We start from the raw sequence: 25,162 nt of genomic DNA on the forward strand, positions 1-25,162 counted from the left end.
AGCAGGCTCACTCCTACAGGGGAATGTGTTGGGTTCGGGATGTTCATTTCACGGCGCCGAAGGAGAGGCCGCGTACCAGTTGTTTCTGGCTGATCCAGCCGAAGATCAGAATCGGCGCACACGCCAGGGTCGACACCGCCGACAACTTGGCCCAGAACAACCCCTCAGGACTTGAGTACGAAGCAATCAAAGCGGTCAGTGGCGCGGCTTTCGACGAGGTCAGGTTCAGCGACCAGAACGCCTCGTTCCAGCACAGAATCAGCGACAGCAGCACGGTCGAGGCAAGGCCACCCTTGGCGATCGGCAGCAGCACGCGGACCATTTCCTGCCACAGGGTGGCGCCGTCGAGGCGGGCGGCTTCGAGGATGTCTTTGGGGATGTCCTTGAAGTAGGTGTAAACCATCCAGACCACGATCGGCAGGTTGATCAGCGTGTAGATCACGATCAGTGCGATGCGCGTGTCGAGCAGGCCGAAGCTTTTCGCCAGCAGGTAGATCGGCATCAGCACGCCCACCGGTGGCAGCATCTTGGTCGAGAGCATCCACAGCAGCGTGCCTTTGGTGCGCTGGGTTTCGTAGAACGCCATCGAGTACGCCGCCGGTACCGCGATCAACAGACACAAAGCGGTGGCGCTGAAGGAAATCAACACCGAGTTCCAGGCGAAACTGAAGTAATCGCTGCGGTCATTGATGTGCAGGTAGTTCTCCAGTGTCGGCGTGAAGATGAACTGCGGCGGCGTGGCGAACGCATCGATTTCGGTTTTGAAACTGGTCATCACCATCCACAAGATCGGGAAGAAAATCACGATCGCGATGGCCCAGGCCAGGGTGCCGAGCAGCAGGCTTTGCAGCCGGCGGGATTGTTGAAGAGTCATGGCAGGCCTCAGGCTTTGTCAGTCAGGTTTTTGCCGATCATCCGCACCAGAATGATCGCGGCGATGTTGGCGATGACCACGGCAATCAAGCCGCCCGCCGAAGCCATGCCGACGTCGAACTGCACCAGCGCCTGGTTGTAGATCAGGTAGGCGAGGTTGGTCGAGGCGTAGCCGGGGCCGCCGTTGGTGGTGGTGAAAATCTCGGCGAACACCGACAGCAGGAAGATCGTTTCGATCATCACCACCACGGCAATTGGCCGTGCCAGATGCGGCAGGGTCAGGTGCCAGAAGATCGCGATCGGTCCTGCGCCGTCGAGGCGCGCGGCTTCTTTTTGCTCCTGGTCGAGGGACTGCATCGCGGTCATCAGAATCAGGATCGCGAAGGGCAGCCACTGCCACGAGACAATGATGATGATCGACAGCAGCGGGTAGTGCGCAAGCCAGTCCACCGGTTGCGCGCCGAACAGCTTCCAGATGTAGGCGAGGATCCCCGAGACCGGATGGAAAATCAGGTTCTTCCAGATCAGCGCACCGACCGTGGGCATGATGAAGAACGGCGAGATCAGCATGACCCGGACGATGCCGCGACCAAGGAATTCACTGGCCTCCAGCAATGCGCTGATCAACACGCCCAACACCACACTGATCAGCAATACGCTACCCACCAGCAGCAGTGTGTTGGTGGCGCCGGGCATGAAACCCGAGTCGGTCAGGAAATAGCTGAAGTTCTCAAGCCCGACGAATTCGTTTTCGCCGGGGTACAGCAGGTTGTAGCGGATCATCGAGAAGTAGATGGTCATGCCCAGCGGCACGATCATCCACAGCAGCAACAGGGCCACCGAAGGGCTGACCAGAAACCAGCCGGGATTGCGTACGCGGACCTTGCGCGCAGGTTGCGACAGGTCGAGGTGGGCTTTGGCAGTTGAAGTATTCATGGTGATCACAACCGAGTCATACAGACCTATGGAGATCTAATGCAGGAGTGAGCCTGCTCGCGATGGCGGTGTGTCAGTCACCGTCTGTTTCAGATTGAAAACCGCCATCGCGAGCAGGCTCACTCCTACAAAAGGCAGGAGCGAGCTTTGCGGGTTACTTGGGATAACCGGCGCGCTTCATCTCGCGTTCAGTGGTTTGCTGCGCGGCAGCCAGGGCTTGATCCACCGTGGTCTGGCCGATCAGCGCCGCCGAGAACAGCTTGCCCACCTGGGTGCCCACGGCCTGGAATTCAGGAATGGTCACCAGTTGAATGCCGATATAAGGCACTGGTTTCAGCGTCGGTTTGCTCGGGTCAGCCGCTTTCAACGATTCCAGCGTGACCTTGGCGAACGGCGCCGCGCTCATGTAAGCGTCGCTGTAGGTCGAGGCGCGAGTGCCTGGCGGTACGTTGGCAATGCCGTCGGTTTTGGCGACCAGTTCGCCGTACTCTTTGGAAGTCGCCCAGGCGCTGAACTCTTTGGCGGCGTCTTTGGCTTTGGAACTGGTCGGAATCGCCAGCGCCCATGAATACAGCCAGGCCGAGCCTTTGTCGGTCACTTGATGCGGTGCGAAGGTGAAGCCGACGTGATCGGCGACCTTGCTCTGGGTCTTGTCGGTGACGAACGAACCGGCGACGCTGGCATCGACCCACATTGCGCATTTGCCGCTGTTGAACAGCGCGAGGTTTTCGTTGAAACCGTTGCTGGAGGCGCCCGGCGGGCCGGATTTCTTCATGGTGTCGACGTAGAAATTCAGCGCGTTTTTCCACTCGGGGCCACTGAATTCCGGTTTCCACTGCTCATCGAACCAGCGTGCGCCGTAAGCATTGGCGACGGTGGTGATCAGCGCCATGTTCTCGCCCCAACCGGCCTTGCCGCGCAGGCAGATGCCGTACTGCTCTTTGTCTTTGTTGGTGAGTTTTTCGGCGAAGCCGGCGAGCTGCTCCCAGGTCGGCCGCTCGGGCATGGTCAGGCCGGCATCCTTGAACAGGTCGGTGCGGTAATAAGTGATCGAGCTTTCTGCGTAGAACGGCAGGGCGTACAGCGAACCCTTGACTGACAGGCCTTCACGCACCGACGGGAATACGTCGTCGAGGGCGTAACTGGCCGGTAGATCCTTCATCGGTTCCAGCCAACCCTTGGCACCCCACAGTGCCGCTTCGTACATGCCGATGGTCAACACGTCGAACTGACCGCCCTGAGTGGCGATGTCGGTGGTCAGGCGTTGGCGCAGGACGTTTTCTTCCAGCACCACCCAATTGAGCTTGATGTCCGGATGCTCGGTCTCGAAGGTTTTCGAGAGCTTTTGCATGCGGATCATGTCGCTGTTGTTGACGGTGGCGATGGTCAGGGTCTGGGCGCCAAGGCTGACGCTGCTGAGGGTCATGCAGGTGAGGGCAAGCAGAGCTTTTGCAGTGGGTTGCATCGTGCACTCCTTTTCTGCACCCAAAGGGTTACAGAAGGACAGTTATTGTTTTTGTGTCTTCCGACGACTGGAAGAATGTGCACTGATTACAGCCTTCAATCGCAGGGCTGACAAATCATCCCTAACACTTTTATCGATACTTTTTTGCACTGGGCTTTTGTGGGGGCAACGCAGGGCAGGGCTTTGCAGCGGGGAAACGCTATCGAATGCGTACAGGTTTCCGGAGTGGCATCGCAACTTGTAGGAGTGAGCCTGCTCGCGATAGCGGAGTGTCAGCCAACATATCTGCAAGCTGTCACACCGCTATCGCGAGCAGGCTCACTCCTACATGGATCAATGGGTGTCAGTGGTGGTTTTGCTCGGTCAGGCGCTGCACCGCGAGCCGGCGGTAATGCGACGGCGTCATGCCCTTGAGCTGCTGAAAGCGCCGATTGAAATTGGAAATGTTGTTGAAGCCGGATTCAAAGCAAACCTCGGTCACCGGTTTATCACCGTCGGCCAGCAGCTCGCAGGACTTGCTGATACGCAGGCGATTGACGAACTCGATGAAATTGCGCCCGGTGGCCTGTTTGAACACCCGGCTGAAATAGGTCGGCGTCATGCCCAGGTGCTCGGCGACTTCCTCCAGCGAAATGTCCCGGGCGTAGTGACTGAAGATGTAATCGACCGCCCGGTTGGTGCGATCGATATTGTGCTCGTCGGCCAGTTGCGGGGTGTTGGCGCCGGACAACAACTGGAAATCATCGCTGGCCGCGAGCAGTTCCATCAGGATGAAAAAGTGCCCGAGTCGAGTGATGCCTTTGCTGTCGGCGATGCGTTGCATCAGCGTCATGGCCTGGCCAATAGTGCGTTTGCAGCGAAACTCGATGCCGTACTGCGCGCGCTCCAGCAACGGCGCCAGGGTCTTCAGTTCGGCAAACACCTGGTGGCCACTTTCGAACAACTCGTCGGTGAAGTTGACCAGCATGTCGCGCTTTTCTACCACCTCGTCTTCCGCCACCTGACTGATCCAGTTGTGCGGCAGGTTGGGGCCGGTCAGGAACAAGGTCTCGGGGTGAAAATTGCCGATATAGTCACCGATGAATACCTTGCCGGAGCTGGCGACGATCAGGTGCAGTTCGTATTCCTTGTGAAAATGCCAGCGCACCAGCGGGCACGGAAAGCCATGCTGGCGGTAGATGATGGACAACCCGTTGTGGTCATCCATCAACTCGTATGAAGGATCGGTCACGCGCGCGGTTCGGGTCATGGCGAGCTACTTTTTTGTTATCGCCTGCCGATCATGCCTCGTTTATCGGGACTTGCGCCAGCTTCACTCAAACGGTCTGCTCGCGGACGCTGCTTCTGGACTTCTCGATGGCTTTTTCCAGATTGGCCATCTGGCAAAAACGTACAATCTTCGAGTTTTTTATAAAGTCGAAATTGATGATGTTGCACTTTTTAGCCCAGTCGGATCGGGTCGGGTCAAACCAGTTGTCGAGTTCTTCCAGAATTCGCTTAGGACCGCCGCCTAGCGAAAAACTGGTCGCCGACAGCGACCACGGGCGAAGTGTGCTGATGGGCGTGCTCAATACTTTTGTGATGTACACCTGCAGCTCGAGCGGAGTGACAAACCTTTGGTCTATCCACTTGTGGTGGATTTTTCCAAGAATCCGGTGGTCCTCGGTTTCCCAGGTCATGGAGGCTGCCACCATGATTCTCTGCAACGGGCTGATCGCCTTGAGCTGGCCTAGAGTCAGGTGCAGATTGCGGGTAGGGATCATCCGTTCACCCAGATGCTCCAGCATCAATGCCTGAAATTCCGAATGATCGAAGGCGACCTTGTCTTCTCCCAGTTCATGAAAGTCCAGAATGATGAATTCATCGATGTTTCTTTCATAGAAAGCTTTTACGTCACGGACAAGATCTGCAAGCGTACGGGAAGAACGGTAACCGCCATGATGGAAACTGAACCTGGCGAGGCCTTGTGCTTTATTGTCAGACGTCAGGCGTATATCGAGTGCACGGGCGCCGCGATTCAATTGTGAATAAAAGGATACGTCCTGACAGGCAACCCAGTTTTTACCGGGTATCAGCGCGTAACCCGCTTCCCAGTCGCAGCCAGCATTATGGGCACCCGGCAAGCTCAGTTCGAAAAGCGACAAGTTGTCGATTTGCGGCGAATCAGCCATCCATTGATGAGGCTGGAAGTTATCAATATTGTTCATGTTGTACATCCTGCGATTGAAGGCGAAAGTTATAGAAGTTGCGCGCGCAGGATGTTTATAACGGTTGTCGGGTGATCGGCAAAGTTGGCTTTTAATGCAAGTCGTGTAGTAACAGTTATTTATATGTCTGGCGGCTGTTGAGGCTGCCTGTTTTTAACTTCGATCCATTGCGCCATGTACTGAGTACTTTTGTGCGAGTGATGACGGAGCATGCTGCCAATGAAGTTCCTGGCCCTCAGCTTTTGTAAGTTTTGTTGGCAATAACGCAGTTTCTCTATCAGTGCCGGACCATGCACTGACTGCGGGTAGCGTTGATTCAGCAGCGTGTATCCCGCCATGCGGGCTTCCTGCCAACGAGCCTCGTCTTTGTAAAGCGCAACGGCACTGTTGGCAAACTCGATTGCGCTGCTCGTCACAGCGCCGGGCCACGCGTGATCGCCGTGCATGGCTTCTGCTCCGATCGGTGTCGTAACGCTGGGCGTGCCACACAACATGGCGTCGACCAGTTTGCCCTTGATACCGGCACCAAAACGCAACGGTGCCAGGCAAACCCGCGCGGCGGACATGACCTGCAACGCATCTTCGGCCCAATTCATGATATGGAAACCTTCGCCGGCGTTATGCAGCGCGGTGGCTTTGGGCGGCGTGTAGGCGCCGTAAATATGCAGTTGTGCCTGCGGCAACTGTTGGCGAATCAACGGCCAGACCGTGGTTTTCATCCACAACACGGCATCCCAGTTAGGTGCGTGGCGGAAATTGCCGATACTCAAGAAGTGCGCCCGCTCTGCAAAGTTTGCAGGTGCGGCCGCAGGCGGGTCGATCATCAACGGGCACCAGTGCAGCAATTGCCGGGGCAAACCGAACTGTTCGATCAACAATTCGATTTCCACTTCGGAGATCATCAGGTTCAGGTCGCAACGAAACAGCGCGGCAATTTCACGCTTGGCCAGATCGGTCTCGGCCATCAACTCGAACTCGTCGCGCAGGGCCGGAGCAAATACATCACTGAAGTCATTCTGGTCAGGATTGACCTTGAGGCGCGACTTGAGTCGCTGGTGACGAGCGTGGCGCAGGCTCTGCAGGTCCGAAGTTTCCAGCACACGCAGTGCCTGCGGGCAGTGTTTTTCCACGCGCCAGCCGAACTGCTCTTCCATCATGAACTGATCGAACAGCACGATATCCGGCGCCAGTTCACTGATGAACGCATCGAAACTGCTGTTGTTGAGTTCGATCGGCACCTCACGGATACCGAGCGCGGCAAGATCTGCCTTGTGTTCGCCGGGGCCGGCCGGACTGCTGAAGGTGATGTCCCAACCTTGTTGCACAAAGGTCTCGAGGATCTGCATGACATGGCCGCTGGCCGCTGAAGAACGCGGCTCGGGCCAGACGTAACCGATGACCAGGACTTTGGTGGCGGCGGGTTGAATCATGGACAACATTCCTTCACGGCGAACGAGGGGAAAAAAAGGGCGCAATTAAACCACAGGGGTAGGGTATGCGCCCGATTGTCAAAAATATCCCTCAATACCGAAGCTTGGCGTTATGCGTAAACCGCGTTTAGAAATTCGGGTTCGCCAGATTCAGCAGGAGCGGCCCCTTCAGAAATTCCCCTGCTTCTGTACTGTCTATGGCATGCCGGAGGGTGGCAAGGTTAAACACAAAAGTGGCCGGATGGGTCCGGTATTGATCGATGAGTGAGACCGCCACTGCGTAGGATTCGGCATTGATCAATGCAGGGTGATCTCGCACGAATTCCGGCCAGCTGTTGATGGTCTCCTTGAACTCTTTGAAGCCACTAGGTTCCACAAAACCGTAGTGAGGGTTGTACAGATTACCCGGGTCTGCCCGGTGAGCATTTCGAGCGAAGTCCATCAAGCCCACCGCATCATATTCTGCCGGGGTGACACCGGCCTGGACTGCTCCGTAGTAAAAATCAAGCGTGCCTGGCGCACCGTGAGACATTTCGTGGACGAGCACATCGCCCATCCGGGCATCGTCGTACTTGGCCACTTGGTACCATTCATCCAGTTTGTCAGGATAGATCGCAAGGAACTTTGTCAAGCTGTCGTCCAGCTGCGTACCCGCTTCGACACTGGCTTTCCAGTTTCCATAGGTTGTGGTTTTCATCGCGGCGAGTGCATTGGCGTTACGCTGACGAAAAGACATATGGCGTGGGCCCAGCAATCCGAGATCCTTGTGCATTGCCCGCAGATTCTTGCTTACGTAGTTGATGGCTACCTTCGAATCCGTGCCAAATACGTATTTGAAGACAGACCTGATGTCATCGTTTTCGAAATCCGATAGCAGTTGTATTGTGTTGTCCAGTTTATTCTGAGCAAGGGGCGTGGCTCTTTTCAAGTAGGCTTTCGTGTAACTCCAGGGCGTCTTTCGTTTGAATAACCTGAGGAATGAAAACTTCTCTCGCGGCTTGATGTTGTTCAGGGCCGGCCCCCAGGCCTCGCCCCGTAAGTTCAGCGCAAACCATTCATCATTGTGTCGTGTCGCCCAGACCTGAACGAGGTCCTCGGATGCTTGTGCCGGTCGCCAGTCGGCGAGACGAATCGTGTCTGGATCAATCGTCGCGGCCAAGTGGCGTTGGTGGGTAGTGCCCGACCATTTGCGGGCATCGGACAGCACATTTTCCAGCTCGGCGAAACCTTTGTTGAATCCCTTGCGCAACAGTTTTCCACCCTTGAACAGCAGGTCCGGTACGCCGTCCAGTGGGTTGAATACATTATTGACCAACCCCAGACCCACTTTGGCCAGTGCACTGGCTTTGGTGGCAACGGTCATGGTTTTGGCAACGATGCTGATAACCTGAGCAACAGCACCGACAACCAGCAAAATAGTCATCGCAGCTTCCAGCGCACACGCCCCCGCTCCTTGAACTTGTCGCTCCACATCGTCCGAGCTCAAGTCTTCGATACAGGATTTGAACGGCACCACGAAATTAAGAAAGGTATCCAGATCCGCTTCACGTTTTGCGCGCACGGCCTCCAGGCGGGTCTGCCCCCAGCACTCTCTGACCAACTCATCATAGGTAGCGATCGGTCGGTGCTTGAGTACGAAATTCGCCAACGAATCGAATTCGGTTGAGTAGAAACTCTGGTAATAACCCTTGATTTCTTCAGGGGGCGAAGACGCCTGCAACTGACCGATCTTATCGATCACGCCCGAACTGATTTCAATGAGACCGGGCGGTACTCCATGGGTATAACACTCGATATTCGTCGGCAGTGGATGCACTGTTGCTGGCAGCGAGTAGCCAGTCGCGTCGCTGCGTACACTTGTACTCAGCAGGTTTTCTTTTTCAATCAGTGCGGCCAACTGTGGATTTTCGCGACAGGTGCCGTGCAGGGTGAAAAGTTCGTAACAGGTCATTCGGCCTTCGAACTCGCAACAAAGGACTACCCCATAGCGTCCCTTTGACTCTTGTATTTCCTTATGGCTTTCCGTCGGTTTGCGTGAGGTGCTACCCAGGATTGAGTAAAGGGTCGACGATAAGGGATTGGTTGACACACCGGTGGGCGTCTGGAGTTTCGCGACTGAGGGCCTGAGACTGAAAACCGTCACCTTGCCTTTCAGCAAGCGCGTTCTGTCCGCCATGGGCATTGTGCAAAACGCGTGCTTCAAGTGCGTGCCCATTGCCTTCATATGCTTGAGGTAATCGCGATTGAACTGCCGGTGGAACTCGCCGTCAGGCGCGATCAGATTGGGCAGCATGCGGGGAAACGCGGTATAGATGCTTTCTCCGTTTTTCACCTCCCATTCCCTGGTCGCCAGGTCATTGGACATGTGCAATTCCACAGGCGACAGCAAGGCCCGGTCGCCATAGGCATCTACCCACACCACATTGTTCTTCTGATACATGACGTCATGTTCCAGATAGCTGCAGCCTTTGGCGACCTGCTTGAGGATGTCCAGTGAAACACTTCTGCGGGTAGGCAAAGGACGGCCCAGTGTGTCGGCCGTCTCGGCAAGTGTCGCGGCGACCCGGGCGTAAGCCGTGGACGCTTTTTCAAGGGCTCCCGGGATTGATTTCGCTATGTCATCCGGGGTGATGATTTTGTTGAGCACCGCCCAATCAATCACCGCGTCTCCAGCTGCCAGCGCGTCGAGTGTCTTGCCGAATCCGGAAACCGGGCCCGGCTTCGACAGTTGGTGCAGCCGGGTATAAGTCATCGAACGCGTGGATCCCGGCGCGATGGTTTCCTGCACTGCAACAATTCGGCAGAATTCAACCCATTGCGGGGTCCCCAAAGCCAGGGTTGCCGGCAAATCTTTCACCAGAAATTCCGGCGCAGCCTCTGCGAGCAACAAGTGAGCGGCCAACGCTGCATTTCTTTCGGTGATCCGGTGGTGCTGGACGAGGTGCTTTTCGAATGCTGAGTGAACGTCGGCGAATGACAGCTCAAGATGTTCGACGGCGTATAAATCGAAACCTGCCACCTGATTACGCGGCTCTCCCTCACCGATTCGCGGATGAAGATCGAGCAGCAGGGAAGTCAGTATCATCTGCTTTAGCGATTCATCTGATTGCGGCTGATTTTCTTGTGCGCCATACCAGCCCAGATCCCGGACATAAGCTCTGGCCCATCGAAGGGCAATGGGACTGGACACCAGTTTTTCAAGAATCTGTTCAGCTTCCGAGCGTTTGATCGGTGTCGATGGCCTGCCAAAGATGCTGTACGAAAGTTGCTCCAGGAGCGACTGACCCTTCAAGTAACTGGTAATGAGTCTACGGAATTCGTTACGTTGATCCGCAGAAAGTGTGACCGCGTTTTCGACTCCAGACCTGATCATTTCCCAATAGTTACCAGCCAATGGTGCCACTGGAGGCGGTAGTTCCATGAATGTTGTCAGCCTGGAACATTCAGCGGCGGTTTGGGGGATCAGAAAGTCATGGAATTTCAGCCATTGTTCCAGCTCGATTTGTTCGGCCAGGGAAATACTGCCTCCGGCCAGCTCTGCCATTTCAACAAGTGTCAAAAAGTCATCTTTGAGGCTGGGGGCAAGTTTGAAAGCGTTGGCAAACTCCAGGGTTTTTCCCGAGTAACTTGCATGTATTTCACCTTTTGCCGTCACTACAAAATGTGAGTCATCCGGAAGTTTCAACGTGGCCGTGAGTTTTTTGAAGGCCTCTTGCCCACACAGTCTCTGCAGCATTTTCCGGCCAGGTTGCAACGCGCGCTCAAGCGTTGAGCCGGATTCGAGTGTAAGGGTTGCGCCTGCCAGAGAAATAGCTTGCGAAGGACGGGTCGTGTCTTGGCGCTGTTTTAATTTGTGTATGACTTCCAGGCGTTCGGCGTGATCGAGTTGAGTGTGGCGAACAGGATTCAAAAAATCTTCGTGAGTTGCCCAGTTTATGTTCGTAATGTTCATGAGAAATCCATTTTTCTGATGTGCCGGATATCCTCATTTGTTATTTGTTGCGCATCAAGTGATGCTATGTAAGTACATTATTCGACTGTTAATAAAGTTGGGTGTAATGCGGGTCGGAAACGGACAGTGATGCCCCTTCAGTATTGTTTGAAGAGGCACGATGAAAGTTTGTGTTATTCGATAATGCTTTTTACTTTGTCGCGTAACTGATCAATCGAAAACGGCTTGCCGATGACATGCATGTCTTCAGGCACGTCAATGGATTCGGCATAACCACTGGCGAACAAAATCGGCAGGGCGGGGCGCAGTTTGCGTGCTTCGGTTGCCAGTTCACGGCCGTCCATGCCCGGCAGTCCGACATCGGTCATCATCAGATCGATGTGAATTTGAGTGTCTTGCAGAATTTCCAGAGCCTTTTCGCCACCATCAGCCTCAAGCACCGCGAACTCCAACTCCTCCAGCACATCGACAATCAGCATGCGCACGATGTTGTCGTCTTCTACGACCAGGATGGTGGAGGTGGGGGTAGACATATTAAGGCTCTCGAAAGTCAGTTCAGGGTCGCCGGTCGATCAAAAGTGCCGGGCTCTTTCATCAGTAAGTGGCGCAGTGCCACAAGTTCCCCGCCCGAGACAAAAAAGCATAGCCGCAGATGGGGCCGCAAGGATAACTGTTCGGGGGCGCGAACATGCCGGTGAGCGTAGGAATTTGCTGCCAAAAGTGTGAGAAAAATGGATCCATGCCGCCGTTTTGGGGCAAACTGCCTGTTTTTCAACAGTTCGACAAGGCTGCCCCATGTCCTCTCCGTCTACGGTTGATGAGCAACGGTTTCGTAAACTCCTGAGTCGCAACATCAGTCTGCCTTTGGGCGTCGGTGTGCTCAGTGCCGTGTTCTTCGTCTCGCTGATCACTTATCTGCTGTCGGTGATCCAGTGGGTGGAGCACACCGACCGGGTGATCAATAACGCCAATGAAGCGGTAAAGCTCACCGTGGATCTGGAAACCGGCATGCGCGGCTTCCTGCTCAGCGGTGACGAGCACTTCCTCGATCCGTATGAAACCGCCAAACCGCGCATTGCCGTGGCGCTTAACACCTTGCTCGAACTGACCGCCGACAACCCGGTGCAAACCGATCGTCTGCGCCGCCTGCAGGCCTTGCAGACTGAGTGGGCCAATTACGCGCAGTCGATGATCGATCTGCAGCGTTCCAGCGGCGATTATCGGGGCGCGGTCAAGGCCGGACGCGGCAAGCGCCTGACGGACGAAATCCGCAAGCAATTCGAAGATGTCATCGAAACGGAACAGGTTCTGCGCACCACGCGCAATGAAGACGTACGCCGCACGACGATCTGGAGCATCAGCCTGTACTTGCTGTTCATCGCCGGTATCAGTGGCTTGCTCGCCTATATTGGCCGTCGCGATCTGGTCAACCTGTCGACCAACTACAGCGCCAACATGGCCGCACAGCAAGCCAGTGCCGAGCGCCTGGAGCAACAGGCGTGGTTGCGCAATGGTCAGACCGAACTGGCCGAGCAGGTACTGGGGCAACTGACGCTGAATCTGTTGGGGCGCAATATTCTGCAGTTCTGCGCGCAATACCTGGGTACCGCCGTGGCCGCGCTGTATGTGCGTGAAGAGCACGGCGGCCTCAAACGTGTTGCCACCTATGGTTTCTCCCGTGAGCAGGAAGAGCAGGAACAGTCGATCTACAGCGGCGAAGGCATCGTCGGCCAAGTGGCGCAGCAGGCGCGGTTGATTCGTCTGGATTCAGTGCCGGCCGATTACTTCAAGGTCAGTTCCGGCCTGGGTGAAGGCTTGCCGCACAGTGTGATGGTCGTGCCGACCAGTGATGACGACCGCGTCAACGGGGTGATCGAACTGGGTTTCCTGCGCCCGCTGACGGATCGTGATATCGAACTGCTGGAACTGATCGCCGGCAACATCGGCACCTCCATCGAGGCTGCGCGCTACCGTCAGCGTCTGCAGGAAGTGCTGGCCGAAACCCAGCAGCTCAACGAAGAGTTGCAGGTACAGCAGGAAGAGTTGAAAACCGCCAACGAAGAGCTGGAAGAGCAGTCGCGGATTCTCAAGGAATCCCAGGCGCATCTGGAAACCCAGCAAGTCGAACTGGAACAGACCAACGAGCAGCTCGCCGAACAGGCGCAGACCCTGGCCGAGCAACGCGATGCCATGGACCTGAAAAACACCGAACTGAATCAGGCTCAGGTACAGCTCGAAGAACGCGCCGAAGAGTTGCAGCGCTCGAGCAAGTACAAGTCCGAATTCCTCGCCAACATGTCCCACGAACTGCGCACGCCGCTGAACAGTTCGCTGATTCTGGCCAAGCTGCTGGCGGAAAACCCGCAGGAAAACCTCAGCGCCGAGCAGGTCAAGTTTGCCGAGTCGATCTACTCCGCCGGCAACGATCTGCTCAACCTGATCAACGACATTCTGGACATCTCCAAGGTCGAAGCAGGCAAGCTTGAAGTGATTGCGGAGAACACCAGTGTCGCGCGTCTGGCCGATGGTCTGCGCAATGTCTTCGAGCCCTTGGCAGCAGACAAACAGCTGACCTTCAGTGTCGATTTGCAGCCTGGCGCCCCGGGCATGCTGTACACCGACCGCCAGCGTCTGGAGCAGGTGATCAAAAACCTGTTGTCCAACGCCATCAAATTCACCGAAAAGGGCACTGTCAGCCTGACCATCGCCGGTCAGCCGGAAGACCGGATTGCGTTTATCGTGCGCGATTCGGGTATCGGTATTGCCGCCGATCAGCAGGAAAGCATTTTCGAAGCCTTCCGCCAGGCCGACGGCACCACCAACCGCAAATACGGCGGCACCGGTCTGGGCCTGTCGATTTCGCGGGATCTGGCGACCTTGCTCGGTGGTTCGATCAGCGTCAGCAGCGCGCCGGGGCAGGGCAGTGTGTTCACACTGGTGCTGCCACAGCAGTTCGACGAGTCCAGCGACGTACCATTTGCGCCGTTGACCTTTACCCCGCCAGCCACGATGGTTAGCGCGCCACTGGCACCGGTGGTTTCGCCGTTGGCGCCGGTGCACATTCCGCGCTTTGCCGATGATCGCAACAAGGCGCCATTCGCCACGCGTTGCATTCTGGTGGTGGAAGACGAGCCGAACTTTGCGCACATCCTCTACGATCTGGCGCACGAACTCGGTTATCAGTGTCTGGTGGCCCACGGCGCGGACGAGGGTTATGACCTGGCCAAGGAGTTCGTCCCGGATGCAATCCTGCTCGACATGCGCCTGCCGGACCACTCTGGCCTGACCGTATTGCAACGCCTGAAAGAGCACGCCGAAACCCGGCACATTCCGGTGCATGTGATTTCCGTCGAAGACCGCGTTGAAGCGGCCATGCACATGGGCGCGATCGGTTATGCCGTCAAACCGACCACCCGCGAAGAGCTCAAGGACGTGTTTGCCCGTCTCGAAGCCAAGCTGACGCAAAAGGTCAAACGCGTGCTGCTGGTTGAAGATGACGATCTGCAGCGTGAAAGCATTGCGCGGCTGATCGGCGACGAAGACATCGAAATCACCGCCGTCGGTCTTGCGCAGGACGCTTTGGAGCTGCTGCGCACGACGATCTACGACTGCATGGTCATCGACCTGAAATTGCCGGACATGCTTGGCAATGACCTGCTCAAGCGCATGTCCACCGAGGATATTTGCTCGTTCCCGCCGGTCATTGTCTACACCGGGCGCAACCTGACTCGTGATGAAGAGGCTGAGCTGCGCAAGTATTCGCGCTCGATCATTATCAAGGGGGCACGTTCGCCAGAGCGCTTGCTGGACGAGGTCACACTCTTTCTGCACAAAGTCGAATCGCAGTTGTCCCATGAACGGCAGAAGATGCTCAAGACCGCGCGCAGCCGCGACAAGGTCTTCGAGGGTCGCAAGGTGCTGCTGGTGGACGACGATGTGCGCAACATTTTCGCCCTCACCAGCGCCCTGGAGACCAAAGGTGCAGTCGTGGTCATCGGCCGGAACGGGCGTGAGGCGATTGAAAGACTCAATGAAGTCGAGGACATCGATCTGGTGTTGATGGACGTGATGATGCCGGAAATGGACGGTTTTGAAGCCACCATTGAAATCCGCAAGGATCCGCGCTGGCGCAAACTGCCGATCATCGCGGTGACGGCCAAGGCCATGAAGGACGATCAGGAGCGCTGCCTGCAGGCAGGCGCCAATGATTACCTGGCCAAGCCCATCGACCTGGATCGTCTGTTCTCGCTGATTCGCGTGTGGTTACCGAAGATGGAACGCATTTAGTGGAACGCAGTAGTCCAGCCGAACGAAACAGCGAAATTGAGCTGCGCTTGTTGATCGAGGCGATTTACCTCAAGTACAGCTACGATTTTCGCGATTACTCCGGCGCTTCGATCAAGCGCCGGGTGCAACACGCATTGAGCCAGTTCGAATGCGCGACTATTTCCGCCTTGCAGGAAAAAGTCCTGCATGACCCGACAGCGTTCATGCAGTTGCTGCAATTGCTGACGATCCCGGTCAGCGAGATGTTTCGCGATCCGTCGCACTTCCTTGCCATTCGCAGGGAAGTGGTGCCGTTGCTGCGCACCTATCCGTCGATCAAGATCTGGATCGCCGGGTGCAGCACGGGCGAGGAGGTCTATTCGATGGCGATTCTGCTGCGCGAAGAAGGCCTGCTCGATCGCACGATCATCTATGCCACTGACATCAACCCGCGCTCGCTGGACAAGGCCAAGCAGGGGATTTTCTCCATGGAGAATGTTCGCGCGTACACCGCCAACTATCAGCAGGCCGGTGGTCAGCGATCGTTTGCCGACTACTACACGGCAGCGTACGGTTACGCGATTTTCGACAAGAGCCTGTGCGAAAACGTGACCTTCGCCGACCACAGTCTGGCGACCGATAGTGTGTTCTCCGAAACCCAATTGATTTCCTGCCGCAACGTGCTGATCTACTTCAACAAGAAGTTGCAGGATCGAGCGTTCGGGCTGTTCCATGAATCGCTTTGCCATCGCGGTTTTCTGGTGCTCGGCAGCAAAGAGACGCTGGATTTTTCCAGCTATGCCAACCAGTTCGAAGCGCTGGTGAAACAAGAACGGATCTACCGCAAAAAATGAACGAGGCCGTGGATTTACCTCGCGTCGAGGCGATTGTGGTCGGTGCTTCCGCCGGTGGCGTTGAGGCGCTGTTGAGTCTGCTCGTGCCGCTGCGCCGAGGCTATGCATTGCCGATCATTGTTGTTCTGCATCTGCCTGAAGAGCGTCGCAGTCAGTTGGCCGAGGTCTTCGCCCGGCGCGTGGAACTGCCGGTGCACGAGGCTGCCGACAAGCAGGACATCGTTGCCGGCAACGTGTATTTCGCCACGCCGGGTTATCACCTGTCGGTGGAGCAGGATCGCAGCCTTTCGCTGAGTCTTGAGGAACGCGTGCACTATTCCCGGCCTTCGATTGACTACCTGTTTGAATCGGCCGCGGACGCGTACGGTGCATCACTGGCCGCTGTCCTGCTGACCGGTGCCAATCACGATGGCGCGCGCGGGCTGGCCGAAGTCAAACGTTGCGGCGGCTTGACCATTGTCCAGGATCCCGAAGAGGCGCAAGTCGCTACCATGCCGCTGGCTGCACTGAAAATTCAGCAGCCGGATCATGTCCTACCCATTCACGGCATCGGCCGTCTGCTTGTCGAGCTGGAACGAATCGCATGCTGAGTAATATCCAAGCCAAACTGCTGATCGTCGACGATCTGCCGGAGAACCTGCTGGCACTCGAAGCGCTGATCAAGCGTGAAGACCGTACTGTCTACAAAGCGTTGTCGGCGGATGAAGCGCTGTCGTTGCTGCTGCAACACGAATTTGCCATGGCCATTCTCGACGTACAGATGCCGGGCATGAACGGCTTCGAGCTCGCCGAGTTGATGCGCGGTACCGAGAAAACCAAGAACATCCCGATCATTTTTGTCAGCGCCGCTGGCCGTGAACTGAACTACGCGTTCAAGGGTTACGAAAGCGGGGCGGTGGACTTTCTGCACAAACCGCTGGATATCCATGCGGTGAAGAGCAAGGTCAATGTCTTCGTCGACCTGTATCGCCAGAGCAAGGCAATGAAGCAACAGGTCGAAGCGTTGGAGCAGGCCCGTCGCGAACAGGAAGCGTTGTTGCAACAACTGCAAAGCACCCAGTTGGAGCTGGAGCAGGCGGTGCGTATGCGCGATGACTTCATGTCGATCGTTGCCCACGAAGTGCGCACGCCGCTCAATGGTCTGATTCTGGAAACCCAACTGCGCAAGATGCACCTGGCTCGGGACAACGCTGCGGCGTTCACCCTCGACAAGATGCACGCCATGGTCGACCGCGATGAGCGGCAGATCAAAAGCCTGATTCGCCTGATCGAAGACATGCTCGACGTGTCGCGCATTCGCACCGGCAAACTGTCGATCCGGCCGAGCCGTTTCGATCTGGTGCAATTGGTCAGCAACCTGCTGCAAAACTTCGCGCAACAGATTGAAGCTGCCGAAACTGAGGTGTCGTTTACCGCGCCAGCCCCGGTGGAAGGTAACTGGGACGAATTCCGTATCGAGCAGGTGGTGACCAATTTGCTCACCAACGCCCTGCGCTATGGCGGTCGCAGCCCGATTCAGGTGCGAGTTTACCGTGAGGGCGATGAAGCACGGGTCGAGGTGCAGGACCGTGGCATCGGCATCAGCCAGGAGAACCAGAAGCGTATTTTCCAACAGTTCGAACGGGTTTCCGCCAAGACGGTAGTGGCCGGGCTCGGGCTGGGTCTGTTCATTTCCGAGCAGATCGTCGCCGCCCATGGCGGCTCCATCGTCGTCGAGAGTGAAATCAACGAAGGCGCCCAGTTTCGCGTTTGTCTGCCAATCCAGGAAAACGGCACATCCGACGCAACCTCTGATTGACCGTACGGTCGTATCAGCAGCTATTGACCGAACAAAGGCTTCCCATGAGCGTAGATGCACAAGATGTAGTACTCGTCGTCGAGGACGAACCGGTTATCTTGATGGTCCTGACGGATTACCTGTCAGGGCAGGGGTATCGCGTGTTGCAGGCCGAAAACGGCGAGCAGGCGTTCGAGATACTGGCGAGCAAGCCGCATCTGGACATGTTGATCACCGACTTCCGCTTGCCGGGCGGTATCTCCGGCGTGCAGATCGCCGAACCGGCCGTCAAGCTGCGCCCGGACCTGAAGGTGATTTTCATCAGCGGTTATCCGCAGGAAATCCGCGAAACCGGCAGCCCGATCACGCGCAAGGCGCCGATCCTGGAAAAACCGTTCGATCTGGATGTGTTGCAGGAAAAGATTCAGGAATTGCTCGCCTGATATCCGTGTAGGAGCTGCCGCAGGCTGCGATCTTTTGATTTTGTTTTTAACGATCAACATCAAAAGATCGCAGCCTTCGGCAGCTCCTACAGTTTCAGCTGTTTCAGCTTTTGATCATCTCCCGCACCTTGGCGGTCAGCAGATCGAACGTGAACGGTTTGGTGATCATCTGCATTCCTGAATCGAGGAACCCGCCACGCACTGCCGCGTGCTCGGCGTATCCGGTGATGAACAAGACCTTCAAGCCAGGCCGATATTGACGGCCAACCTCGGCCAGTTGCCGGCCGTTCATGCCCGGCAGGCCGACATCACTGATCAGCAGATCGATGCGCTGTGTCGAGTTCAGAATCGGCACGGCGCTGTCGGCATCCCAGGCTTCAACAAAGGCATAACCCAATTCACCGAGCACCGCACAGACCAGCACGCGCACGGCCGGGTCGTCCTCGACGATCAGCACGGTTTCGCCGTCCAGCGCATCCGGAGCCTGTTGAATGTCTGTGTCGGGACTTTCCAGTTCTTCACCGCGAAAACGTGGAAGGTAGAGCCTGACCGTGGTGCCCTCATCGATTTCACTGTCGATCGAGACATGGCCACGTGACTGCTTGCTGAACCCGTAGATCATCGAAAGGCCGAGGCCCGTGCCCTGGCCAATCGGTTTGGTGGTGAAAAACGGATCGAACGCACGGTTGATGACACTCTGCGGCATGCCGCTGCCGTTGTCGGTGACACTGAGCATCACGTAATCACCGGGTTCGAGATTGCTGTAGGCCTCGGTGAATTCGCGCTTGAGCACCTGATTGCTGGTCTCGACCACCAGTTTGCCGCCGTCGGGCATGGCGTCGCGGGCATTGATGACCAGGTTGAGCAGGGCGCTTTCCAGCTGATTGGGGTCAGCCTCGGCGACCCACAGCTTGTCGTTGAGGCGCATGTCCAGTTGAATGCTTTCGTTGAGGCTGCGTTGCAGCAGTTCACCCATGGACAGCACCAGGGTGTTCATCTGCACGGCTTTTGAGTCGAGCGATTGCCGGCGCGAAAACGCCAGCAGACGGTGGGTCAGGCTCGCAGCACGGTTGGCCGACGTCACACCCAGATCGATCAGGCTGTCGAGGTCGTCCAGACGCCCACGGGCCAGGCGCCGACGCAGCAACTCGAGGCTGCCGATGATGCCGGTCAGCATGTTGTTGAAGTCGTGGGCGATACCGCCAGTGAGCTGGCCGACCGCTTCCATTTTCTGCGACTGACGCAGGGCTTCTTCGTTGTGCCGCAGTTGCGCGGTGCGCTCTTCGACCTGCTGCTCAAGGGTTTCCAGCGTCGACTGCAAACGCCGTTCGCTTTCACTGAGATCGACCAGCCGATCGCGGGCTTCGTATTGTCGTCGTCGGCCACGCAGGGCGGCGGACACCATACTGACCAGTGTTGCGGGATGAAACGGGCGTTCAAGGAAGGTCACGTTGCCGAGCAGATCGCTCAGGCGCGAGGAGGGGCCTTGTTCCTGACCGCCGTGGTGGGTCAGCAGCACAATCGGCAGATCCGACCAGGCGGGTTGCTGTTCCAGATGCAGGAACAGCGCTTCCAGTTCCGGCCCGCGCAACGCTTCGGCGGCGACCAGCACCAGACCGGCACCCAGTTCCAGTTCGGTACACAGCGATCCCAGACCCGGGGTGACCAGCCCTTCGTAACCGGCTTCGTTGAGGATCATCAGCGCAATCTGGCTGTCGCGACCCACGGGCGCCAGAATCAGCGCCCGTTCGGCCAGCGGCACTTGAACCGTCACAAGTGCTCTTCCTGCAACAGCGGATTACTCGCGCCGAGGTAGGTGGGCACGCCACGCAGTACGCCCTGAAAGGCTTCCAGCGGTTCACCGATGGTCATGCCTTGGGTGGAAATGCGGTATTCACGAATGGTCGATTCGTGGCTGCCGGTGCGTTTCTTGATGATCGAGATCGCGCGGCGGACTTTGCCCAGTGCTTCGAAGTAGCGCAACAGAATCACCGTGTCAGCCAGATAAGTAATGTCGACCGGCGCCTGCATGTCGCCGACCAGACCATGCTGGGCAACGGTCATGAATGTCGCCGCGCCTTTGCGGTTGAGGTACAGCAGCAGCTCGTGCATGTGCAGGACCAACGCGTTTTCTTCCGGCATTGCCGCCTGATAGCCGTTGATACTGTCGATGACCACGGTTTTGATTTGACCTTCATCGACGCAGCGCCGCACGCGATGGGAGAACTCGCCCGGCGACAGCTCAGCGGCGTCGACCTGTTCGATCAGCAGATTACCGGTAGCCTGCAGAGCCTTGAGGTCGATGCCGATGTTTTTCATCCGCTCGAACAGCAGGCCGAGTTCTTCATCGAAGATAAACAGCGCGGCTTTTTCCCCGCGTAGTACGGCAGCGGCGGCGAAGATCATCGAGATCAGCGATTTACCGGTACCGGCAGGGCCGAGAATCAGCGTACTGGAGCCAGTCTCGATGCCGCCGCCGAGCAGCGCGTCCATTTCCGGGATGCCGCTGGACAGCTGCAAACGCGCATAGTCGCCGCGATGTTCGGCCGCCACCAGCCGTGGGAACACATGCACGCCATCGCCCATGATGGTGAAGTCATGGAAACCGCCGCGATATTTCTGGCCACGGTACTTGACCACTCGCACGCGTCGGCGCTCGGCACCGTAGTTGGGCGTCAGCTCCTCAAGGCGAATCACCCCGTGAGCGACACTGTGCACGGTTTTATCGAGGGATTCGGTGGTGAGGTCGTCGAGCAGCAGTACCGTGGCGTTGTAACGCACGAAGTAATGCTTGATGGCCAGGATCTGCCGGCGATAGCGCAAAGAGCTTTGCGCCAGCAAACGGATTTCCGACAGGCTGTCGAGTACCACACGCGTGGGCTTGAAGCGTTCGACCGCTTCGAAAATCTGCTTGGTGGCTTCGCCCAGTTCCAGGTCAGAGGAATACAGCAGGCTCTGCTGGTGTTCAGCATTGAGCAGGCTTTCCGGGGGGGTCAGCTCGAAGATCTTGATGTTGTCATCCAGCGTCCAGCCGTGGGACAACGCCCCTTGCCTTAGTTCGCGCTCGGTTTCCGAGAGCGTGATGTACAACGAGCGTTCGCCGGCTTTCGCGCCAGCGAGGAGAAAATGCAAAGCGACCGTGGTTTTGCCGGTTCCGGGTTCACCCTCCAGCAGGAAAACATGACCGCGAGACAAGCCACCGGCCAGGATGTCGTCCAGACCTACAATGCCGGTAGCGGCTTTCGCACTGATCAACTCGTTAGAAGTAGACAAAAAATGCCCTCTCATGACTAGGGGAAGCGAGGCCGTCGACTGAATCGAGCGGCCTGATTAACTTGACCCTTTGGCGTGATGGCAGTTCCGAAATTCCTTGCGAGATGTGTCGAGAGAGCTGTCGAAAATGGGTCAGAGGCCTTGTTGCAGCGCCGGATCATCTGGATTGAGCTGCTCTAGCTGAGCCAACAGAATCTGCACATTCTGCAGTTGGCCGCTTTCTTTCCAGTAATTGATCAGCAAGACCCGCGCCTTGCGGTCGGCGGGGTGACGCTGGACGATTTCCTGCAACTGCTTCTGCGCCGCTTCCAGTTCTTCGGCGCTGTGCAGGGTGGTGGCGAGGTCGTAGCGGTAATCCTTGTTGTCGGGCTCAAGCTCGACGGCTTTGGACAAGCCGAGCAGGGCGTATTCGCGCTGATCGTGATGCAACAGCCACAAACCCAAGGCATGTTGCAGATAGGCCGAATCTGGTTGTGCCTTGAGTTGCTGGCCCAGCAATTGCCGGGCGGCATCGCTTTGGCCCTGGCGGTCGAGGACATCGATCTGCATCACCAGTGCCTGCAGATTGCCGGGTTCCAGGCGCAGGGTATTGTCGAGTGCGACCTGGGCCTCTTTGAGTTCAGCGTTGTGGACATGCAGGCGAGCCAGTTGTGCATAGTTGGCGGCGCTTTCGGGCTGTGCCTTGAGGGTCTGTTCCCAGCCATCAATCGCTTGTTGCAGCGGTGCGAAATACAGACCCAGTTCATCCGGCGTCAAGCCGAGCAGGGCGTTGATCGCGGCAAAACGCACGGTTTGATCTTCATCTTCAAGCATCGGCCCGAGCAACAGGCTGCGCTGCCCGCCCGGCACCAGTCCCACCACGCTTTTGATCGCCGCCAGCCGCACGGCGGGGGATTCGTTCTGCAGGTCGGTGTCGGCCAGCTTCAATGCCTGTGGACTCGGGTAGTTAGGCAGCTCGCCATGCAGCCACACGCGGCGCTTGACCGAGATGTCCGGCCGGCCCAGTTGTTGATACAACTGCCGCGCCGCGCCCGGCTCACCCGTGCGCGCGGCATTCAACGCTTCGCTGTAGCCGTGTTTAATCGCGTCGGGAATGACCGGGGAGGTGCTGCGCACGGACAACCAGGCCACGATGATGACAAGCACAAGGCCCAGGCTGATAAACAGGTAGCGGCGAGACTGAGGCATGCAGGTTTCCGAAACAGGCGTACTTGAGCAGAGCGGCAAGCTTCGGTCAGCTCGGCCCACGAGTCAAACCCTGTGCATGCGAATCGCCCTACACGCTGCGTCGACTCTGTTACCCGTCAGGCTTTCGATGCAGTGTCTACGCTTGCAGAAGTCGTTGCGATGAGTGTGCCCATGCAAGCCCTGGTCAATTATTTCAAGGCGGTGATCCATCCGGGTCAGGCCGTCCTGCTGTTTGCCCTGCGAACCATTGCGGCAGGGTTGCTGACATTGTATCTGGCGTTTCTGTTCGACCTCGATCAGCCCAAGTGGTCGATCATGGCGGTGGTCATTGTCAGCCAGCCGCTGGCCGGGATGGCGCTGGCGCGCAGTTTCGGTCAGGTGATCGGCACGACCCTCGGGGCGGCGGTGGCGGTGTTGATCATGGCCATCTTTCCTCAGGCTCCGCTGCCATTCATTACCACCCTGGCGCTCTGGCTGGCGCTGTGCACGGCAGGCGGCACATTGCTGCGCTACACCAGTTCGCAGGCGTTTGTACTCAGCGGATACACCGCTGTGGTGGTGGCGTTGCTGGCGATTCCGGATCAGGACGGCACATTCCTGCTGGCGGTTACCCGCGTCACCGAAACCTTGCTGGCCGTGGCGTGCGTGTGTGTGGTCAGTCTGCTGACGGCCCGCCCGCAAGCTGTGGCCAAGGGTTATTTCGCCAAGGTCGATCAGGTCATCAAACTCGCCGCCAGTCACGCTGCGGCGGTGCTTCGTACCGAAGAAAGCGAGGCTGACTTCCAGCGCCGGCAAATGCAGCTGCTCGGGGAAATCAGCGCACTTGAAGGCTTGCGGCGGCATTTGTATTTCGATGCGCCGCGTTTGCGCAGCGCCAACAATCTGGTGCTGTTGCTCGGCAATCAGTTGATGTTGCTCACCTCGCGGCTGACGGCGTTGCGGCATCAGCGGCAATTGCTTACCGAGCGCTGGGAAGGCGAGCTGCCACTGGAGGTCCAGCGGCTGCGCGCCGAAGAGCTCGCGGTTCTTGATCAATTGGCGGAGCAGGGACGTTCGGTATCGGCCGATGCGCGTCATCGTTTCATCACTCTGCAGAAGCAATTCGATGACCTGGCCTATGAGGCCGAACAATTGACCGAGGACATGAGTGCCACGCTGCGTTCCCTGGCGTGGGCGTTGCGCTGGGAGCAGGCGCGGCTGCTGCAGCAGCTCGAACAGATCCTTGAGTTGAGCGATGCCATTCAGGAGGGGCGAGAAGCCAGTTGCCTCTATCGCGGTCAGGCGAGCCCGCTGCACCTGGATTTCACGCTGGCGTCGATGAACGCCATCCGCGCCTTCACTGCGTTGCTGGTAGCGGGGCTGATCTGGATCGAAACCGCGTGGGACGGCGCCCGTGGCGGGATGATTCTGGTGGGCATCCTCTGCTCGCTGATGGCGACGTTTCCGCGACCATTGCTGGCGGCGCAGAGCTACGCACGGGGGTTGGGATTGGCGTTGCTGGTGTCGGCGCTCTATCAGTTCATGCTGGTGCCCTCGATCAGTGACTTCGAACCGTTGGCGCTGATGATCGCGCCGTTGCTGTATGTCATCGCGGTGGGACTGGCCAGCCCTGCGACGGCCGGCATCGGCATGGGGCTGGGCTTGTCGAGCTTCCTGATGATCGGTCCGCAGAATGTCGGTACCGGGCAGAACACCGCCATTCAATGGTTCGAGTTTGCCGGCGCCTATGTCAGCGCGGCGATGCTGGCGTTGATCGTCTACGCATGGGTTTTTCCGTTCCGCCCGGCGCTGCGCATTCGTCGTTTGTACAACGAAGCGCGCGAACAGGTGTATGCCTTGAGCAAGTTGCCGGCCACCGATGAACAGCAATTTGCCTTTGAAAGCCGCATGGTCGACCGCTTGACCAGCATGCTCGGTCTGCTGCCGGCGGCGAACAGCCGCGCCATGCAGCAACTGTATGAAATCAGCCTGGCATGCGTAGCACTGGGCGTAGCGATGCATCAATTGCGACAACAGGCACAGAACAACGCGCTGCTGACGGACACCTTCACTCAGCGCCTGGCTTCGGCCCTGCGCAAGACCGGGCGTTTTGTGGCCGGGCGGCAGGACGTTCAACTGGCCCCCTTGCTCGACACACTGCACGTATTGGGCGATGAACTGGACGAGTTGCACGTCGCCAGTCATGAGCATGTCTGGTCGCTGTTCCGTATGCGCGTGGCCTTGTTGATCGTCGTGTCATTTCTGCAGCGCCATGGTGAAACCCTCCAGCGTTCTGTCCCGGAAGGAGAAACAGCCCTTGCCCATTGATTTCGAGATCGGCGGCGTCTACCTGCCGCCCATTGCCCAGGCGTTATTGTTGGCCATACCGATATTCATGGTGCTGGACTGGGGGTTGCGGCGCTTGGGCGTACTGCGACTGGTCTGGCATGAAGCGCTGTTCGAAGGCGCCTTGTATGCCTGCGTCTGTGCCACGCTGATTTTGCTGATGGGAGCCTGAG

18 protein-coding genes are annotated in these 25,162 nt (G+C 57.5%); 7 read left to right on the forward strand and 11 right to left on the reverse strand.

The window, feature by feature from the left end:
• Positions 1-43: 43 nt before the first annotated feature.
• The 8 genes from PspS49_RS13940 to PspS49_RS13975 all read right to left on the reverse strand — a co-directional run bounded on the left by PspS49_RS13940 (position 44) and on the right by PspS49_RS13975 (position 11,396).
• Positions 44-874, reverse strand: coding sequence for a carbohydrate ABC transporter permease (locus tag PspS49_RS13940; RefSeq protein ID WP_160039812.1), 831 nt, complete (start codon positions 872-874; stop codon positions 44-46).
• 8 nt (positions 875-882) lie between these two features.
• Positions 883-1,809, reverse strand: coding sequence for a sugar ABC transporter permease (locus PspS49_RS13945; protein WP_095121016.1), 927 nt, complete (start codon positions 1,807-1,809; stop codon positions 883-885).
• 154 nt (positions 1,810-1,963) lie between these two features.
• Positions 1,964-3,274 (reverse strand): sugar ABC transporter substrate-binding protein, encoded by a 1,311-nt coding sequence (locus PspS49_RS13950; protein WP_127927276.1) that lies wholly within the window; start codon positions 3,272-3,274, stop codon positions 1,964-1,966.
• Between the two features lie 343 nt (positions 3,275-3,617).
• Positions 3,618-4,523 carry an AraC family transcriptional regulator gene (locus PspS49_RS13955; RefSeq protein WP_127927280.1) on the reverse strand — a complete coding sequence of 302 codons (906 nt, stop codon included), beginning with the start codon at positions 4,521-4,523 and terminating at the stop codon, positions 3,618-3,620.
• A gap of 67 nt (positions 4,524-4,590) precedes the next feature.
• On the reverse strand, positions 4,591-5,481 hold the full coding sequence (locus tag PspS49_RS13960; protein WP_160039814.1) for a phospholipase: 891 nt from the start codon (positions 5,479-5,481) through the stop codon (positions 4,591-4,593).
• 119 nt (positions 5,482-5,600) lie between these two features.
• On the reverse strand, positions 5,601-6,911 hold the full coding sequence (locus PspS49_RS13965; RefSeq protein WP_160039816.1) for a glycosyltransferase: 1,311 nt from the start codon (positions 6,909-6,911) through the stop codon (positions 5,601-5,603).
• A gap of 127 nt (positions 6,912-7,038) precedes the next feature.
• Positions 7,039-10,863, reverse strand: coding sequence for a hypothetical protein (locus PspS49_RS13970; protein WP_238786347.1), 3,825 nt, complete (start codon positions 10,861-10,863; stop codon positions 7,039-7,041).
• A 173-nt stretch (positions 10,864-11,036) separates the two neighbouring features.
• Complete coding sequence (locus PspS49_RS13975) at positions 11,037-11,396, reverse strand: response regulator (RefSeq protein ID WP_160039818.1); 360 nt, start codon at positions 11,394-11,396, stop codon at positions 11,037-11,039.
• A gap of 262 nt (positions 11,397-11,658) precedes the next feature.
• Here PspS49_RS13975 and PspS49_RS13980 point away from each other — a divergent pair, with 262 nt between their 5' ends.
• The 5 genes from PspS49_RS13980 to PspS49_RS14000 are packed head-to-tail and all read left to right on the forward strand — an operon-like array spanning position 11,659 to position 18,203.
• Entirely contained in the window at positions 11,659-15,150 is a 3,492-nt protein-coding gene (locus tag PspS49_RS13980) for a response regulator (protein WP_150751523.1), read from the forward strand.
• Complete coding sequence (locus tag PspS49_RS13985; RefSeq protein ID WP_127927288.1) at positions 15,150-15,983, forward strand: protein-glutamate O-methyltransferase CheR; 834 nt, start codon at positions 15,150-15,152, stop codon at positions 15,981-15,983. The genes PspS49_RS13980 and PspS49_RS13985 overlap by 1 nt, the downstream gene beginning before the upstream one ends.
• The gene (locus PspS49_RS13990) at positions 15,980-16,573 is read left to right on the forward strand and encodes a chemotaxis protein CheB (RefSeq protein ID WP_127927289.1); all 594 of its coding nucleotides are present in this window, start codon (positions 15,980-15,982) and stop codon (positions 16,571-16,573) included. Before PspS49_RS13985 ends, PspS49_RS13990 begins: the two co-directional genes overlap by 4 nt.
• A complete protein-coding gene (locus tag PspS49_RS13995) occupies positions 16,567-17,781 on the forward strand; it encodes a hybrid sensor histidine kinase/response regulator (protein WP_127927291.1) in 1,215 nt (404 codons plus the stop codon). The genes PspS49_RS13990 and PspS49_RS13995 overlap by 7 nt, the downstream gene beginning before the upstream one ends.
• A gap of 44 nt (positions 17,782-17,825) precedes the next feature.
• Entirely contained in the window at positions 17,826-18,203 is a 378-nt protein-coding gene (locus tag PspS49_RS14000; protein ID WP_003225116.1) for a response regulator, read from the forward strand.
• A 103-nt stretch (positions 18,204-18,306) separates the two neighbouring features.
• Here PspS49_RS14000 and PspS49_RS14005 read toward each other — a convergent pair whose 3' ends face one another.
• The 3 genes from PspS49_RS14005 to PspS49_RS14015 all read right to left on the reverse strand — a co-directional run bounded on the left by PspS49_RS14005 (position 18,307) and on the right by PspS49_RS14015 (position 22,664).
• The gene (locus PspS49_RS14005; protein ID WP_127927293.1) at positions 18,307-19,977 is read right to left on the reverse strand and encodes an ATP-binding protein; all 1,671 of its coding nucleotides are present in this window, start codon (positions 19,975-19,977) and stop codon (positions 18,307-18,309) included.
• Positions 19,974-21,476: an ATPase domain-containing protein gene (locus PspS49_RS14010; protein WP_038367629.1), complete on the reverse strand. Its 1,503-nt coding sequence runs from the start codon at positions 21,474-21,476 to the stop codon at positions 19,974-19,976. Before PspS49_RS14010 ends, PspS49_RS14005 begins: the two co-directional genes overlap by 4 nt.
• A 132-nt stretch (positions 21,477-21,608) precedes the next feature.
• Positions 21,609-22,664, reverse strand: a complete 1,056-nt coding sequence (locus tag PspS49_RS14015) for a tetratricopeptide repeat protein (RefSeq protein WP_160039820.1) — start codon at positions 22,662-22,664, stop codon at positions 21,609-21,611.
• 171 nt (positions 22,665-22,835) lie between these two features.
• On the opposite strand from PspS49_RS14015, the gene PspS49_RS14020 reads away from it, so the two are divergent.
• Both PspS49_RS14020 and PspS49_RS14025 read left to right on the forward strand, forming a co-directional pair.
• Positions 22,836-24,971: an FUSC family protein gene (locus tag PspS49_RS14020; protein ID WP_150774306.1), complete on the forward strand. Its 2,136-nt coding sequence runs from the start codon at positions 22,836-22,838 to the stop codon at positions 24,969-24,971.
• Entirely contained in the window at positions 24,961-25,161 is a 201-nt protein-coding gene (locus PspS49_RS14025; RefSeq protein WP_016987298.1) for a DUF1656 domain-containing protein, read from the forward strand. The genes PspS49_RS14020 and PspS49_RS14025 overlap by 11 nt, the downstream gene beginning before the upstream one ends.
• Position 25,162: the final 1 nt, after the last annotated feature.

It is taken from the genome of Pseudomonas sp. S49 (assembly GCF_009866785.1).
Classification (GTDB): Bacteria; Pseudomonadota; Gammaproteobacteria; order Pseudomonadales; family Pseudomonadaceae; genus Aquipseudomonas.

What these genes read in the sequence shown, in the direction of transcription:
- PspS49_RS13940 (WP_160039812.1), bottom strand. Translation starts at nt 874, where the DNA reads ATGACTCTTCAACAATCCCGCCGGCTGCAAAGCCTGCTGCTCGGCACC.
- PspS49_RS13945 (WP_095121016.1), bottom strand. Translation starts at nt 1,809, where the DNA reads ATGAATACTTCAACTGCCAAAGCCCACCTCGACCTGTCGCAACCTGCG.
- PspS49_RS13950 (WP_127927276.1), bottom strand. Translation starts at nt 3,274, where the DNA reads ATGCAACCCACTGCAAAAGCTCTGCTTGCCCTCACCTGCATGACCCTC.
- PspS49_RS13955 (WP_127927280.1), bottom strand. Translation starts at nt 4,523, where the DNA reads ATGACCCGAACCGCGCGCGTGACCGATCCTTCATACGAGTTGATGGAT.
- PspS49_RS13960 (WP_160039814.1), bottom strand. Translation starts at nt 5,481, where the DNA reads ATGAACAATATTGATAACTTCCAGCCTCATCAATGGATGGCTGATTCG.
- PspS49_RS13965 (WP_160039816.1), bottom strand. Translation starts at nt 6,911, where the DNA reads ATGATTCAACCCGCCGCCACCAAAGTCCTGGTCATCGGTTACGTCTGG.
- PspS49_RS13970 (WP_238786347.1), bottom strand. Translation starts at nt 10,863, where the DNA reads ATGAACATTACGAACATAAACTGGGCAACTCACGAAGATTTTTTGAAT.
- PspS49_RS13975 (WP_160039818.1), bottom strand. Translation starts at nt 11,396, where the DNA reads ATGTCTACCCCCACCTCCACCATCCTGGTCGTAGAAGACGACAACATC.
- PspS49_RS13980 (WP_150751523.1), top strand. Translation starts at nt 11,659, where the DNA reads ATGTCCTCTCCGTCTACGGTTGATGAGCAACGGTTTCGTAAACTCCTG.
- PspS49_RS13990 (WP_127927289.1), top strand. Translation starts at nt 15,980, where the DNA reads ATGAACGAGGCCGTGGATTTACCTCGCGTCGAGGCGATTGTGGTCGGT.
- PspS49_RS13995 (WP_127927291.1), top strand. Translation starts at nt 16,567, where the DNA reads ATGCTGAGTAATATCCAAGCCAAACTGCTGATCGTCGACGATCTGCCG.
- PspS49_RS14000 (WP_003225116.1), top strand. Translation starts at nt 17,826, where the DNA reads ATGAGCGTAGATGCACAAGATGTAGTACTCGTCGTCGAGGACGAACCG.
- PspS49_RS14015 (WP_160039820.1), bottom strand. Translation starts at nt 22,664, where the DNA reads ATGCCTCAGTCTCGCCGCTACCTGTTTATCAGCCTGGGCCTTGTGCTT.
- PspS49_RS14020 (WP_150774306.1), top strand. Translation starts at nt 22,836, where the DNA reads ATGCAAGCCCTGGTCAATTATTTCAAGGCGGTGATCCATCCGGGTCAG.